This is a genomic window from Kitasatospora sp. NPDC001225 (genome assembly GCF_053597855.1).
The window spans coordinates 1-13,060 of sequence record NZ_JBSFJC010000181.1; the positions used below are offsets into that span (position 1 = coordinate 1).

Genomic DNA, 13,060 nt, shown 5'->3' on the forward strand with positions numbered 1-13,060 from the left:
GCAACCTGGCGGGCTGGTACCGGGGCGGGGCCAGCCCCGGCCAGCGCGGTACCGCGATGGGGGAGCGGCCGGGCCCGGTCCGTCGTGCGAGCGGTCAGAGGCGCTCGGGGACCGGGTTGCCGACGGCCTCGATGGCGCGGCGGACCGGGACCTTGAGCAGGACGGCGAAGCCGATGACGAAGAAGACCAGCAGCGAGATGATCGCCGAGCGGTAGCTGCCGGTGAGCTGGTAGGCGAGGCCGAAGACGAGCGGGCCCATCCAGCTGGTGCCGCGGTCGCTGACCTTGTAGAAGCTGAAGTACTCGGCCTCCCGGCCCGGCGGTATGAGGTGGGAGAAGAGGGAGCGGGAGAGTGCCTGGCTGCCGCCGAGCACCAGGCCGATCATGCAGGCCAGGGCGTAGAACCAGGCGGGCTGGTGGGCGGGCATGAAGTAGCCGAGGGCCAGGGTGACGACCCAGCCGACCAGGGAGCCGAGGATGGTCCGCTTGGCGCCGTACCGGTGGGCGATCCGGCCGAGCAGCAGGGCGCCGCCGATCGCCACGACCTGGACCAGCAGCACGGCGGTGACCAGTGAGGTCTGCTCCATGCCGAGTTCCTCGCTGCCGTAGAGCGAGGCCTGGGAGACGACGGTCTGGATGCCGTCGTTGTAGCAGAGGAAGGCCGCGAGGTAGAGCAGGGTGAGCGGGTGCTCGCGCATCCGGCGCAGGGTGCGGCCGAGTTCGCGCAGGCTGCCGGCGGCGGGCTTGCCGGGTTTTCCGGGCTTGCCTGGCGCGGTGGCCGTGGTTTCCGCGGGGGCGGTGGGGGCGGCGGTGGCGGTGGGGGCCACGCCGGCCCGGGAGGGCAGCCGCAGCATCGGGACGATGGTGAACAGCGCCCACCACAGGCCGGCCGAGGCGAGGCAGATCCGTACGGCGGTGCCGGAGTCCAGGCCGAACGCGTCGTGGCCCTGGAACAGCGCCAGGTTGGCGATCAGCAGCAGTCCGCCGCCCGCGTAGCCGTAGGCCCAGCCCTTGGAGGAAACCTTGTCGCGCTCGTCGGGGGAGGCGAGGCCGGGCAGGTAGGCGTAGGACAGCGCGACCGAGACCGCGTACGCGATGTTGGCGACCACCAGCAGCCCGCCGCCGAGCAGGTAGCGGTCGCCGCCGAGGAAGAACATCCCCATCGTGGCGAGCGAGCCGACGTACGCGAAGCCGCACATCAGCTCCTTGTGCCGCCCGGTGCGGTCGGCGACGGTGCCGGTCAGCAGCATCACCGCGACCGAGAGCAGCACGGAGAAGGAGACCGTGTACGGGAAGAACGATCCTGCGCGGATCGTCAGGCCGAGCGGGTGGACGTTGCCGGCCGCGTCGGCGGCGTCCTTGGCGACGGTGGTCAGGTACGGGCCGAGGAACACCGTCAGGACGGTGGCCGAGAAGGCGGCGTTGGCCCAGTCGTTGATGTACCAGCCGAACTGCATCCGGCGCAGGGAGCGTGCGTCGGTGTCGGCGGCGGCCGGGTCGGCGTCGGGGGCGGTCGGTGGGTCGTCCGGCAGGTGCGTCGCCGAGTTCGTGGTGCTCATGGGGTTCCCATCACCGTGCTGGAGCCGGTACTGCCGTCCGTCCAGCAGCCGCGCTCGCCGAGGACGTCCCGCAGGACGTCGATGCGATCGGCCATGATGCCATCCACACCCAGGTCCAGGAGAGCCCTGATCCGTGTGGGATCGTCCACAGTCCAGACGTGCACCTGGAGGCCGAGCCGGTGGGCGGTGCGGACGAAGGCCCGGTCGACCACCCGGACTCCCCGGTGACGCTCCGGCACCTGCGCGCACAGCCCGGCGAACGGCGGCCCGGACGGGGCCCCGGACGGGGCTTCGGACGGCGCTCCGGACCGTGTGGAGGCGCGCCCGGGCAGGAACGATTCGGCCAGCGAGCGCAGCCGCAGCCGGGCCACCTCGCGCGGGCCGAGCGAGGTCGCCAGCCGGGGTCCGGCGGCGGTGCGGACGGCGGCCAGCCGGCTGTCGGAGAAGCCGCCGACGCAGACCCGGTCCCAGGCGTCGGTCCGGCGGATCGCCTCGACCAGCGGCCCGACGGCCGGCGCCGCCTTGACGTCGATGTTGAAGCGGGCCCTGGGGAACGCGCCGAGCAGGTCCTCCAGCAGCGGCACCGGCTCGGTCCCGCCGATCCGGGCCCGCCTGACGCTCTCCCAGGGCAGCTCCGCCACCGCCCCGGCGCGGTCGGTGACCCGGTCGAGGTGCGTGTCGTGGAAGGCGACCAGCACACCGTCGGCGGTCGCGTGCACGTCCGTCTCCAGGTAGCGGTACCCGAGCGCGACGGCGGCCTCGAAGGCGGCGAGCGAGTTCTCGGGGCGCCCGAGGTCACCGCCCCGGTGGGCGAAGGCGAGCGGCCCGGGGTGGTCGAGGAAGGGGTGCATGCGGTGCTCCGAGCTGCGGGGGGAGGGCCCGACGGGTCCGACGGGGTCGGGATCCGTGGGCGTACCAGCGCGTTACAGTATGACGCACCCTGTCAAGCAGTAACGCGCTGCCAGCCCCGGCCGGATCCCCGGCCAGGCCCCCGTCAGGTCCTCCCTCCGGGCCCGCCTGGCCCGCCTGGCTCCCGTCAGGCCCCCCGGACGTCCCGGCGCATGCCGAGGATCTCCGCGACGGCGTCCAGCCACCGGGCGAGCAGCTGGTCGCCGTCGACGCTGGTGACGGTGGTGGCCGCCGAGCCCAGCCAGTCGCGGGCGAGCCGGGCCGGCTCCGCCCCGGGCAGCGGCTCGGTGAGGTCCGCGGCGTAGCGGGCGCCGCCGCTGCGCACCACCTCGGCGAGGAAGGCGAGCGACCGGGGGAGCACCCCCAGCGCGTCGGCGGCCAGCGCCGCCGCGACGGCGCCCTCGCCGAACAGCGCGGCCCGGTGCGGACCGGCGAAGGCCAGGCCGTAGCGGAGCATGGCGGACACGTCGAGCTGCCGCAGCTCCTCGTCGGTCCTGGGGCGGAAGCGGTCGTCGGGGCTCATCGGACCGTCACCGGGTAGGTGTTGCGCACGACCATGTTCCTGTTCTCTTCGCTGGGTGCGGGGAGGTTGCAGTAGCTGCGGAAGCAGTTGAGGAGGGTGACGGCGGTGGTCCCGCGGCCCTTGGCCTCGAAGGTGTAGAAGCGGGTGCCGCCGACGCCGTCCGAGGTCTTCGACTCCGCGGGGAGGTCGAGCTTCTCCGCGACCAGGGCCGCGACCGCGGCGTCCGGCTGCGGGGCCGCGACGCTCCAGCGGTCGCCGACCGAGGAGTTGTCCCGGACGGCGATCGTGAAGCGCTCGCCGACGGCGAGGCTGACCGAGCGCTCCTCCGCGCCGAGCACCCGGCCGCGGTCCGGACCGGACGGCCCGTCCTGCCCGCAGGCCGTCAGCCCGGCCGCCAGGACGGCCGCCAGTGCCGCCGCCCGCAGTGGCCCGCGGGTCGGCCTCCGCGCCGACGCCGCCGTGAACACCCTTGCCACGCCGGTCACTTCGGCAGGTGGACGGCGTAGGCGGTGGGCAGCCGGTCGTCCGAGGCCCCGGCCATCCGGCCGTTGACGAAGTCGTCCTCGCTGACCCAGGTGGTGGTGCCCCACGGGTTGTAGATCTGCAGCATGTTGCCCTCCTGGCCGACGATCATCATCGCGTGGCCCGACCGCTTGCCGTCCTTGTCGTAGCCCTCGACCCCGACCGGCACCGGCTTGCCGTCGGCGACCGCCTTCTCGATGTCCGGCAGCAGCTCGCGCCGGGCGTTGCCGTCCGGCATCGGCTTGTAGTCGAAGTCGGCACCGGTGTGCGGGCTGACCTCCTTCTCCAGCACCTTCTCCTTGCCGTCCGCCCCCATGCCGTCCCAGTTCGCGCCGCCGTCGCCCTCCTGGTGCACCCGGTGCTGCTCGGCCAGCAGTCGCTGCTGGAAGGCCGCCGGGTCGTCCTCCTGGCCGGACGGGCCGCCGGTCAGGTCCAGCGCGTAGAGCGGGTCGACCATCGCCCGGGCCGTGACGGTGGAGGAGGCGACGCAGGTGCCCTCGGTGTCCGCCTGCTTCCAGTTGGCGCCGTCGAAGGTCACCTGGTCGGTGTTCCGGTTGGAGCCGTTGTCCTGCTGCCCGCCGCTGCTGGTGTCCCCGTCCTCGGTGTAGACGGGCGTCAGGTGCGTCCGGAGCCACTCCGGGTCCTTGCCGTGGATCTTGCCCTGGAAGGCGCGGATCTCGTCCATGGAGTGGCCGGCCGCCAGCGCCTTCATCAGATAGGCGCGCTCCTGGGGGGACTTGGAGTCGGCGAGCAGCTTCTCGAAGTCCGCCCGGTCCTTGTCGTTCATCTTGTCCAGGTACTCGCCGGACCGCTTCATGTCGTTGGCGGTCAGCAGCTCGTTCAGCTCGGTCGGGCCGTCCGGACCGGAGGTCTCGGCCAGCACCAGCTTGTCGGCGGCGGTGACCGCGTTGGTCTTCATCTTCCCCGCCCGGGCCTCGGAGGCCAGCTTGTTCAGGTCGCGGGCCGCCGCCCGGGCCGCCTCGTCGGCGTGCTTGGCGGCGCTCAGCATCGCGTCGACCTGGGGCACGGCGGCCTGCTGCGCCTTCTTGCGCGCCGCCTCGTCCTCGTCGTCCTCGAACCACTCGTCGAACCAGCCCTGCTCGCCGCCCAGTTCGCTCAGCACCTGCTGGAGCGCGGACCGCGCGGCGCCGTCCTGGCCCTGGGCGGAGCGCAGCGCGTCCGCGAGGCCGAGCAGGGCCGTCCCGCCGTTGTAGAGCGCGGTGGTCTGCTGGTCGACGGCGCGGGCGGCGGCGGCCACCACCTCGGCGGCCTTCGCGCCCGTCGAACCGGTCCAGACGTCCGGCAGCCCGGAGGTGGCGACCGCCAGGACCTCCTGGTGGAGCTGGGTCGAGTCGGCGGCCGCGGTCTTGTAGCGGTTGCCGGTGGCCTCGATGGTGCCCGGGTCCCCGACCGGCGCGTGGACCGCCAGCGCACCCTTGATCGCGGAGATCAGATCGTTCTTGTTGTCCGCCCCGCGGACGTCCTTCAGCCGGTCGGTCAGCGCCTTGCAGCGCTGCGTGGTGGATTCGCCTGCCATGACGGCCCGTTCGCCCCCTGTACCAGTTGCCCGTGGTGTCGTTCCCCGCCGCTGCCCGGCGGTCCTCCGTCGGCTGCCCATCGGCCGCTCGACGGCTTCTCATCGGCTTGCGGACGTCAGCTCGTCAGCCGCCGTCCGCTCCGGTGTCCGGCGCGCACCGGCCCCGCCTCAGCCGAAGGGCCGGTAGTCGCCGCTGCGCGAGGCGGAGGCGAGATCCTTCACCACGCTGCCGTCCGCCGACTGGTAGCCGTTCGAGGAGCCCCGCACCTTGCCGGCCAGCTCGCTCAGCGCGCTCTTGATCGTCGCGGTCTCCGCCTGCCAGGCGCTGCTGAAGTTGCGGTACGCCGGGTCGACGTCCTCGCCCCCGAACACGTCCGCGCCGTAGCAGACCGGGTCGCTGATCGCCGTTCCGATCGTCCCCTCGTCCCCGGACGCCTTGTCCAGCGCCTTCGCCTGCCCCTCGGCCCCGCCGGCCTGGATCGCGTACCCCGACCCCTGCGCCATGGTTCACCCCTCGTGCGTCCCCCGAGCCGTCCACGCGACGGCGTTCGAGCACCCTACGGGCCCTCCGGTGCCCGGGCAATTCGTATCGCGCCTGGTGGGAGGGCTGTTGCGAATTCATGACACACCGTCCGGAACCCGGTGACGGCGGGCGACGGACGCTCCGTCCGCGGTCACCGGGCGACGGGCCGCGGACGCCACCCTGCCGCGGGCGGGGCGGCGGCCCCGGCTACTGGATGCTCCAGCGGTGCGGGTGGCGGGGGTCGGCGGGGCAGGCGAAGACGTTGAGCAGGCCCCAGCGGCCGACGGTGACCTCGGTCGGCATGACGACGCCGTGGCCGTCCGCCGAGGCCTCGTCCTCCAGCGGCCGCCAACTGCCGCTGCCGCCGTCCCACTCCGAGCTGTCGACGGTCAGCAGCAGCCGCATCGGGGTCGCGCAGTCGTGGCAGTCCATCGGTGCCGGGTCGGTGCTGTGCCAGGAGGCGAAGCCGCCGACGCGCCAGCCGGGCGGGATGGACAGGTCGTACTGGTAGAGCGGCGGGTCGTCCTCCCCGCGCTCCTCGGCCGCAGCCTCCCGGGCCTCCTCCCAGGCGTCGATGCGGGCGCACAGGTCCTCCGGGAGGAGGCCGGCGAACGGGTAGGTGGGCACCTGCTCGGGATGCAGCACGCAGGGCTCGGGCAGGTACCCGTCGAAGCCGACGACCTCCGGTCGAGGGGGCGTGGCCAGCACCTCGGCGACCTCCCACGAACGGCGCCAGCGCAGGTCGAGCAGCATCTCCCAGCGGCCCGGGCCGTGGGCGTCGAAGGGGCACCAGAACACCTGGAGCAGGTCGCAGCCGTCCGGCCCGGGCGGCAGGTCGGGGACGTCCCGCCGGTAGAACTGCGCGAGGCCGACCAGCGGCAACGGGCCGTCCGCGGCCGGGCCTTCGACGCGGTGGCGGCGGTCGAGCTCCTTGAGCAGCTGCCGTTCCGCGTCCGTCGGCCCGGGGTCCTGCTCGCGGCTCCAGGCCGCGGCCAGGACCTCCCGGGAACGGTGGACGTCCGCCGGGCGCCGGCCGCGGGCGTGCGGGTGGGGGTCGGTGCAGACCGGCCAGGGCTCGTCCGCGGGCCACAGCAGCGGGCCGCCGACGGAGCTCGCCGAGGCGTCCGGCCGTCCGGGGCGCGGATGGAGCCGGGTGGTGGTGCCCCGGTGGTGCGCCAGTTCGGGGAAGAGCACCTCGACGTCGAGCGGGCGCGGGGGTGTGGTTCTCGGCATGGGGTCGACCCTAGAGAGTGGCCGGTGGCGCCCGGGAGCAGGGTCCCCGGCGCCGTGCTGTCAGCGCCGTGCCGGTGTCCCGCCGACGGTGACAGCGCGGTGTCCGCGTCCTGCAAGTGGCGGACCGCACAGTGGTGTTGAGACAGAGCAATCCATGGGAGGAACACCATGTCGAACAGCACTTGGCCGGGCTCCGGCCCGCGCACCACCTCCGTCCTGGTCTCCGGCGCCGGGATCGCCGGCACCGCCCTCGCGTACTGGCTGAACCGGTACGGCTTCCGGGTCACCGTCGTGGAGCGGGCCCCCTCGCTGCGCGGCGGCGGGCAGGCCGTGGACGTCCGCGGCACCGCCCTGACGGTGGTCGAGCGGATGGGGCTGCTGGAGGAGATCCGGGCCCGTCGAACCGGCCTGCGCGGGATGTCCGTGGTCGACGCGGACGGCCGCGAGCTGCGCCGCACCACCGAGTGGACGGCCACCGGCGGGCCGGTCGACGGCCCGGACGTGGAGATCCTGCGCGACGAACTCGCCGGGCTGATCGCCGCGGCGGACGCGGGCGTCGGGGGCGCCGGAACCGCCGGGCCCGGCGTCGAGTACCGCTTCGGCGACTCGATCGACACCCTGGTGCAGCACCGGGAGGGCGTCGAGGTCCGGTTCCGCGGCGGCACCGAGCAGGCCTTCGACCTGGTCGTCGGCGCCGACGGCCTGCACTCGAACACCCGCCGCCTCGTCTTCGGCCCCGAAGCGGACTACCTGCACCCCATCGGCACCTACCTCGCCGGCTGGAGCGTGCCCAACCACCTGGGCCTGGACCGCTGGGAGGTCGTCCACCGGCTCGGCGACGACCAGAACTGGTTCTGCATGGCGATGACCGTCCGCGACAACAGCGAACTGCGGGTCTTCGTCGGCCTCGACACCGAGGAGCCGCTCGACCGGATGCTCCCGCGCGACCCCGCCCGGCAGCGGCGGCTGGTGGCCGAGCGCTCCGCCCACGCGCGCTGGGAGGTGCCGCGCTTCCTCCGGGCGCTGGAGGAGACCGACGCCTTCCACTACGACGTCGTCGCCCAGATCCGGATGGAGCACTGGTCCAAGGACCGGGTCGTGCTGCTCGGCGACGCGGGCTACTGCTGCTCCCCGTTCACCGGTCAGGGCACCAGCGTGGCCCTGACCGCCGCCTACGTCCTGGCGGGCGAGCTGCACGCGGCCGACGGCGACCACCGCACGGCCTACCCCGCCTACGAGCGGCGGCTGCGCGACCACGTGGCCGCCAACCAGGCGATCCTCGAACTGACCGGCGACCGGCGGGCCCGGGTCGACAGCATCGCGAACCTCGAAGGGCCCGGTCCGGAGCTGGAGGCGGCCTTCCGGGCGGCCCTCGACTTCGACCTGCCCGCGTACTGACCGCCCCGACCGCCGGTTTCGCCGCCCCGACGATCCGCCCCGACGACCCGTCCCGCCACGGCCCGTCCCGCCACGGCCCGTCCCGCCACGGGCCGTCCGGGCGGGACGTCCTACAAGGCGGGGGAGAGCTCCGCGGCGAGCCGGCGCAGCTCGGGCCCGTACTCCGGGTTGGCGAGCGCGGCCGCGAACTGGGCGCGCAGGTAGGCGGCGGGGTTGCCGGTGTCGTACCAGGTGCCGGCGATGACCTGCCCGTAGACCGCGCGCCGGGCCGCGTAGGCGTTGATGGCGTCGGTCAGGTAGACCTCGTCCTCGGGCTTCTCGTGCCAGCGGAGGGTCAGTTCGCGCAGCTCGTCGACGATGCCCGGGGTGATGACGTAGCCGCCGATCGCCGCGTACGAGGAGGGCGCGTCGGCCGGCTTCGGCTTCTCGACCAGGCCGCTGATCCGCAGCGAGCCCCCGCCGAGGTCCTCCTTCACCACCGGCACGCCGTACCGGTAGGAGTCCTCGGGCGCCATCGGCATCAGCGCGAGCACCGGCGCGTTGGTCTGCTCGTACGCCCTGATCAGCTGCTGCGCGCGGGGGACCTCCGCGACGAAGACGTCGTCGGGCCAGAGCACCAGGCAGGGCTCGTCCCCGAAGTGGCGGGCGGCGTTGAGCACCGGGGTGCCGTTGCCGTACGGGCCGTGCTGGTAGAGGTAGCTGATGTGACCCTTGCGGGACAGCTCGCCGACCTCCTCGACCGCCGCCGCGAAGGCCTCCTTGCCGTCCCGGCGCAGCTGCTCGACCAGGACGGGGTTGGGGCGGAAGTGCTCCTGGATCAGCCCCTTGTCGCCGTTCACGACGATGGTGATGTCGGTGATGCCGCTCTCGACCAGCTCGCGCACGGTGTGCTCGATCACCGGCTTGTCGCCGACCGGCAGCATCTCCTTCGGCGTGGCCTTGGTCAGCGGCAGGAGGCGGGAGCCGAGCCCGGCGGCGGGGATGACGGCTCGGCGGATCGTCCTGGGGGCCATGTGAGACGCTCTCTCGTTTCGTCGGTGGTGCGACGCCTTGGTGACGCGGCGTCACGGCCGACGCTATCAAGGACCGACGGCACGTTGAGTGGACGGCTGCCGTACGGAAGTTGGACCCCCGGCGGCCGTCCGGCTGCGCCCGCCGCCCGCGGGCGGCCGGTGACCGGTGGGGCGCGGGAGGTGCGAGGGGATTCGTGGGAGATTTGTCCGCCGGGGGACGTCAAGACGGCGTCGCCCGCTCCGACCACCGGTCGAGGGCGGCCCCGCCGGGGCCCGCGAACCCGAGGAGGACGAGATGAAGTTCCTGATCAGCCTGCACCTGAACCCGGCCGTGCTGGACGCGCTGACCGACGAGGAGAAGGGGGCGATCGGCGCCGGGCACGGCCGGTTCATCGAGGAGCTCAAGGAGTCCGGCGAGCTGGTCCTCACCCAGGCGCTGGTCGATCCGTCGCAGGCCGCCGTGGTGACCGTCCGCAACGGGCAGCCGGTGGTGACCGACGGACCGTTCCTGGAGGCCAAGGAGTTCCTGGGCGGCTTCTACCTGGTCGACTGCGAGGACAAGGAACGCGCGGTCGAACTGGCCGGCCGCATCCCGGACGCCGCGATCGAGGGGCTGGGCGTCGAGGTGCGGCAGGTGATGTTCTCCGACGGACACTTGGAGGCATGACGGAACCGGACTTCGAGGACCTGCTGCGTGGGCTCACGCCGCAGGTCCTCGGCGCGTTGGTACGACGGTACGGCCGCTTCGAGGGGTGCGAGGACGCGGTGCAGGAGGCCGTCCTCGCCGCCACCGTGCAGTGGCCGTCCGAGGGGGTGCCGGACAACCCGCGCGGCTGGCTGGTGACGGTCGCCTCGCGGCGGCTGATCGACCAGCTGCGCGGCGACCGCGCGCGGCGCGAGCGGGAGTGGGCGACGGCGGCCGCCGAGGTGGTCCCGGAGGAGGTGCCGGACACCGACGACACGCTGCTCCTGCTGTTCCTGTGCTGCCACCCGGCGCTGACCGCGGCGTCCCGGACCGCCCTGACGCTGCGGGCGGTCGGCGGACTGACCACGGCCGAGATCGCCCGCGCGTTCCTGGTGCCGGAAGCGACGATGGCGGCCCGGATCAGCCGGGCCAAGCAGCGGATCAGGGCCGCCGGCGGCTCGTTCGAGCAGCCCGGGCGGGCGCTGTCGGCGGAGGAGCGCGAGGAGCGGCTGCGGGTGGTCCTGCACGTGCTCTACCTGATCTTCAACGAGGGCTACACCGCCACCTCCGGCGGCGAGTTGCACCGCCTCGACCTCGCCCGCGAGGCGATCCGGCTGACCCGGGCGGTGCGCGCGCGGCTGCCCGAGGACGGCGAGGTCGCCGGGCTGCTCGCGCTGATGCTGCTGACCCACGCCCGCCGCGCGACCCGGACGACGGCCACCGGCGACCTGGTCCCGCTGGCCGAACAGGACCGCACCCGGTGGGACCGCGACCTGATCGGGGAGGGAACGGCGCTGGTCAAGGCGGCGCTGGCCGGGCCGGAGCTCGGCCCGTACCGGCTCCAGGCCGCGATCGCCGCCACCCACGCCGACGCGGCCCGCGCCGAGGACACCGACTGGCGGCAGGTGCACGCCCTGTACCTGATCCTGGAGCGGATCGCACCCAACCCGATGGTCACCCTCAACCGGGCGATCGCCCTCGCCGAGACGGAGGGCCCGGAGGCCGGCCTGGCACTCCTCGCCGCGCTGGACGCGGACGCCCGGATGGCCGGCCACCACCGGCTGCTCTCCGTCCGGGCGCACCTGCTGGAGCGGACCGGCGACACGGAGGGGGCGTACGAGCACTACCGGCGCGCCGCCCGGGCCACCGCGAGCCTCGCGGAGCGCCGCTACCTGGAGACCCGGGCGGGCCGGGTGCGGCCGACCGGTTGAGCCGGCCCGCTGATCGGGCCTGCTGATCGGGCCTGCTGAGCCGCGTCCGGTCGGGCCGCCCGGCCGCGCCGCTTCGCGGGGCCCGGGTCAGAGCCCTATCGCGTCGGCGGTCTGCTCGGTGGTCCAGGCGAAGAAGTCGTCCGCCGGGTCCAACGAGCCGACCAGCTGGCCGTGGAGCTCGAAGCCGATCAGGCCGACCAGCTGCACCCAGGCGCCGATGGTCCGGGCGAGGACGTGCGGCGGCAGGTCGAGGCCGAACTCCGTGACGATCCGGGTCAGTTGCCCGGCCAGCGCGCCGCGCGGCGGCGGGACGGGCTGGGTGGGCCGCAGCCTGGCGTCGCGGACCACGCCGATCAGGGCGAACGGCAGCCGGGTGGCGGGTTGGACGGTGGTGCGGGGCGCCGCGTAGCCCGGCACCGGGGTGCCGTAGAGCAGCGAGAACTCGTGCGGGTTGGCCCGGGCCCAGTCGCGGGTGGCCGTCCACAGCGCCCGCCAGCGCTCGCGCGGCGCGGCCGCCCCGGCGGCGAGGGCGCCCTCCGCGGCCCCGCCGAGTTCGTTGTAGGCGTCGATGATCAGCGCGGTCAGCAGCTCGTCGCGGCTGGCGAAGTAGCGGTACAGCGCGGAGGAGGCCATGCCCAGCTCGCGGGCGACGGCGCGCAGCGACAGCTGCTGGGCGCCCACCGAGGCGAGTTGGCGGCGGGCCTCCTGCTTGATCTCGTGGGTGAGTTCCTCGCGGGCCCGTTCGCGGGCGGTCCGGATCGCTGGCATGGGGACAGACTGCCACATTCCGGAGCGCCGCACACAAGCGAGAGCACTGCTCTTGTTTCTTTCATTCGCCGGTGCCATGCTGAAGGAGTCGAAGCGAGAGCAGTGCTCTCGAAGAGAAGCGGTATTCACGGAACCGAGGAGTCGCGATGTCCCGCGCCGAGCACCTGCCCAGCTCCACCAGCCGCCTCCAGGCGCCCACCACCCGCCTGGGCATCGCCGCCGGCAAGCTGCTCAACGGCATGGTCGCCGCCTTCGCCAAGGCCGGGGTCAGTCTCTGGGGCTCCCGGGTGCTGGCCGTCCGCGGCCGCACGAGCGGCGAGTGGCGCACCACCCCCGTCAACATCCTCACCCACGAGGGCGAGCGCTACCTGGTCGCACCGCGCGGCCACACCCAGTGGGTCCGCAACCTCCGGGCGGCCGGCACCGGCGAACTCCGGGTCGGCCGCCGCACCGAGGCCTTCGGTGCCACCGAACTCCCGGACGCCGACAAGCCCGAGGTGCTCCGCGCCTACCTGCGCCGCTGGAACTGGCAGGTCGCCCCGTTCTTCGAGGGGATCGGCCCGGACGCCCCGGCCGAGGACCTGCTCCGGGTCGCCCCCGGCTACCCGGTCTTCCGCATCACGGGCAGCTGAACACCCCTGCCGGACGGGGGCGTTCGTACCGGAAGGGAGGAACTACGGTGAGTCACCGGGCCCTTCTTGCTCCCGAATCGTTGTCCACGGCGGCAGACCAGCCGAGGACAACCACCGGAGGTTCCCCATGAGGGACGAGCCCGAAGCGACGGACGAACCCGAGAAGGCCGACGGACCCGAGAAGACCGACGAGATCATGACGATCGACGGATACGAGATCGTCGACGGGATCGAGACGATCGACGGGATCGAGATCCCGCCGTACCGCAGCTACACCTGGGACGGCGAGGAGGGGGCCGTCCACATCGTCCTCTACCCGGGCGAGGAGGAGGCCGACGAGGAACGCAAGGCCGAGTTCCGGGCGAGGGGCGTCCGGATGCTGGCCGACCTGAACGCCGAGCGGGAGGCGGAGCACACCCCGCCGTTCCCCGGAATGCCGAACCTCCGCCTGATCCACGGCGAGGGCCCCGCCTGAGGTCCCGCTCCCGCCTGAGCACCCCGTTGCCCGCCCTGTGACACCCCGCCCGCGCACGCGCCGAGGCGCGTCC

The 13,060-nt window shown here is 73.7% G+C and carries 14 protein-coding genes; 5 read left to right on the forward strand and 9 right to left on the reverse strand.

Annotated features, from left to right (window positions below; genetic code table 11):
* Positions 1 to 94 precede the first annotated feature (94 nt).
* The 7 genes from ACWDCZ_RS35625 to ACWDCZ_RS35655 form a co-directional block, all read right to left on the reverse strand.
* Positions 95 to 1,456: an MFS transporter gene (locus ACWDCZ_RS35625; RefSeq protein ID WP_259316852.1), complete on the reverse strand. Its 1,362-nt coding sequence runs from the start codon at positions 1,454 to 1,456 to the stop codon at positions 95 to 97.
* A 98-nt stretch (positions 1,457 to 1,554) separates the two neighbouring features.
* Positions 1,555 to 2,409 carry a glycerophosphodiester phosphodiesterase gene (locus ACWDCZ_RS35630; RefSeq protein WP_449818040.1) on the reverse strand — a complete coding sequence of 285 codons (855 nt, stop codon included), beginning with the start codon at positions 2,407 to 2,409 and terminating at the stop codon, positions 1,555 to 1,557.
* A gap of 185 nt (positions 2,410 to 2,594) precedes the next feature.
* On the reverse strand, positions 2,595 to 2,990 hold the full coding sequence (locus ACWDCZ_RS35635) for a hypothetical protein (protein WP_049651416.1): 396 nt from the start codon (positions 2,988 to 2,990) through the stop codon (positions 2,595 to 2,597).
* On the reverse strand, positions 2,987 to 3,466 hold the full coding sequence (locus ACWDCZ_RS35640) for a protease inhibitor I42 family protein (RefSeq protein ID WP_449818041.1): 480 nt from the start codon (positions 3,464 to 3,466) through the stop codon (positions 2,987 to 2,989). Before ACWDCZ_RS35640 ends, ACWDCZ_RS35635 begins: the two co-directional genes overlap by 4 nt.
* Before the next feature lie 5 nt (positions 3,467 to 3,471).
* Positions 3,472 to 5,049: a peptidoglycan-binding protein gene (locus tag ACWDCZ_RS35645; protein ID WP_449818042.1), complete on the reverse strand. Its 1,578-nt coding sequence runs from the start codon at positions 5,047 to 5,049 to the stop codon at positions 3,472 to 3,474.
* 168 nt (positions 5,050 to 5,217) lie between these two features.
* A complete protein-coding gene (locus ACWDCZ_RS35650) occupies positions 5,218 to 5,553 on the reverse strand; it encodes a hypothetical protein (protein ID WP_049651413.1) in 336 nt (111 codons plus the stop codon).
* A gap of 226 nt (positions 5,554 to 5,779) precedes the next feature.
* On the reverse strand, positions 5,780 to 6,805 hold the full coding sequence (locus ACWDCZ_RS35655) for a hypothetical protein (protein ID WP_449818043.1): 1,026 nt from the start codon (positions 6,803 to 6,805) through the stop codon (positions 5,780 to 5,782).
* A 168-nt stretch (positions 6,806 to 6,973) separates the two neighbouring features.
* Between ACWDCZ_RS35655 and ACWDCZ_RS35660 the strand changes: the two genes are divergently transcribed.
* Positions 6,974 to 8,203 carry an FAD-dependent monooxygenase gene (locus ACWDCZ_RS35660; protein ID WP_449818044.1) on the forward strand — a complete coding sequence of 410 codons (1,230 nt, stop codon included), beginning with the start codon at positions 6,974 to 6,976 and terminating at the stop codon, positions 8,201 to 8,203.
* Between the two features lie 110 nt (positions 8,204 to 8,313).
* Here ACWDCZ_RS35660 and ACWDCZ_RS35665 read toward each other — a convergent pair whose 3' ends face one another.
* Positions 8,314 to 9,216: a UTP--glucose-1-phosphate uridylyltransferase gene (locus tag ACWDCZ_RS35665; protein ID WP_049651410.1), complete on the reverse strand. Its 903-nt coding sequence runs from the start codon at positions 9,214 to 9,216 to the stop codon at positions 8,314 to 8,316.
* Between the two features lie 295 nt (positions 9,217 to 9,511).
* On the opposite strand from ACWDCZ_RS35665, the gene ACWDCZ_RS35670 reads away from it, so the two are divergent.
* A complete protein-coding gene (locus ACWDCZ_RS35670; protein WP_387972815.1) occupies positions 9,512 to 9,883 on the forward strand; it encodes a YciI family protein in 372 nt (123 codons plus the stop codon).
* Positions 9,880 to 11,112 (forward strand): RNA polymerase sigma factor, encoded by a 1,233-nt coding sequence (locus tag ACWDCZ_RS35675; RefSeq protein ID WP_380743461.1) that lies wholly within the window; start codon positions 9,880 to 9,882, stop codon positions 11,110 to 11,112. The genes ACWDCZ_RS35670 and ACWDCZ_RS35675 overlap by 4 nt, the downstream gene beginning before the upstream one ends.
* Before the next feature lie 87 nt (positions 11,113 to 11,199).
* Here ACWDCZ_RS35675 and ACWDCZ_RS35680 read toward each other — a convergent pair whose 3' ends face one another.
* The gene (locus tag ACWDCZ_RS35680) at positions 11,200 to 11,880 is read right to left on the reverse strand and encodes a TetR/AcrR family transcriptional regulator (protein ID WP_449818045.1); all 681 of its coding nucleotides are present in this window, start codon (positions 11,878 to 11,880) and stop codon (positions 11,200 to 11,202) included.
* A 239-nt stretch (positions 11,881 to 12,119) separates the two neighbouring features.
* Here ACWDCZ_RS35680 and ACWDCZ_RS35685 point away from each other — a divergent pair, with 239 nt between their 5' ends.
* On the forward strand, positions 12,120 to 12,512 hold the full coding sequence (locus tag ACWDCZ_RS35685) for a nitroreductase family deazaflavin-dependent oxidoreductase (protein ID WP_449818046.1): 393 nt from the start codon (positions 12,120 to 12,122) through the stop codon (positions 12,510 to 12,512).
* Positions 12,513 to 12,639: 127 nt separating this feature from the next.
* Positions 12,640 to 12,987: a hypothetical protein gene (locus ACWDCZ_RS35690; protein WP_117486858.1), complete on the forward strand. Its 348-nt coding sequence runs from the start codon at positions 12,640 to 12,642 to the stop codon at positions 12,985 to 12,987.
* The last annotated feature ends 73 nt before the right edge of the window (positions 12,988 to 13,060 follow it).

Excerpts from the sequence above, each read along its gene's own strand:
- ACWDCZ_RS35625 (WP_259316852.1), bottom strand. The coding sequence starts at position 1,456 with ATGCAGTTCGGCTGGTACATCAACGACTGGGCCAACGCCGCCTTCTCG.
- ACWDCZ_RS35630 (WP_449818040.1), bottom strand. The coding sequence starts at position 2,409 with ATGCACCCCTTCCTCGACCACCCCGGGCCGCTCGCCTTCGCCCACCGG.
- ACWDCZ_RS35635 (WP_049651416.1), bottom strand. The coding sequence starts at position 2,990 with ATGAGCCCCGACGACCGCTTCCGCCCCAGGACCGACGAGGAGCTGCGG.
- ACWDCZ_RS35645 (WP_449818042.1), bottom strand. The coding sequence starts at position 5,049 with ATGGCAGGCGAATCCACCACGCAGCGCTGCAAGGCGCTGACCGACCGG.
- ACWDCZ_RS35650 (WP_049651413.1), bottom strand. The coding sequence starts at position 5,553 with ATGGCGCAGGGGTCGGGGTACGCGATCCAGGCCGGCGGGGCCGAGGGG.
- ACWDCZ_RS35655 (WP_449818043.1), bottom strand. The coding sequence starts at position 6,805 with ATGCCGAGAACCACACCCCCGCGCCCGCTCGACGTCGAGGTGCTCTTC.
- ACWDCZ_RS35660 (WP_449818044.1), top strand. The coding sequence starts at position 6,974 with ATGTCGAACAGCACTTGGCCGGGCTCCGGCCCGCGCACCACCTCCGTC.
- ACWDCZ_RS35665 (WP_049651410.1), bottom strand. The coding sequence starts at position 9,216 with ATGGCCCCCAGGACGATCCGCCGAGCCGTCATCCCCGCCGCCGGGCTC.
- ACWDCZ_RS35670 (WP_387972815.1), top strand. The coding sequence starts at position 9,512 with ATGAAGTTCCTGATCAGCCTGCACCTGAACCCGGCCGTGCTGGACGCG.
- ACWDCZ_RS35675 (WP_380743461.1), top strand. The coding sequence starts at position 9,880 with ATGACGGAACCGGACTTCGAGGACCTGCTGCGTGGGCTCACGCCGCAG.
- ACWDCZ_RS35680 (WP_449818045.1), bottom strand. The coding sequence starts at position 11,880 with ATGCCAGCGATCCGGACCGCCCGCGAACGGGCCCGCGAGGAACTCACC.
- ACWDCZ_RS35685 (WP_449818046.1), top strand. The coding sequence starts at position 12,120 with ATGGTCGCCGCCTTCGCCAAGGCCGGGGTCAGTCTCTGGGGCTCCCGG.
- ACWDCZ_RS35690 (WP_117486858.1), top strand. The coding sequence starts at position 12,640 with ATGAGGGACGAGCCCGAAGCGACGGACGAACCCGAGAAGGCCGACGGA.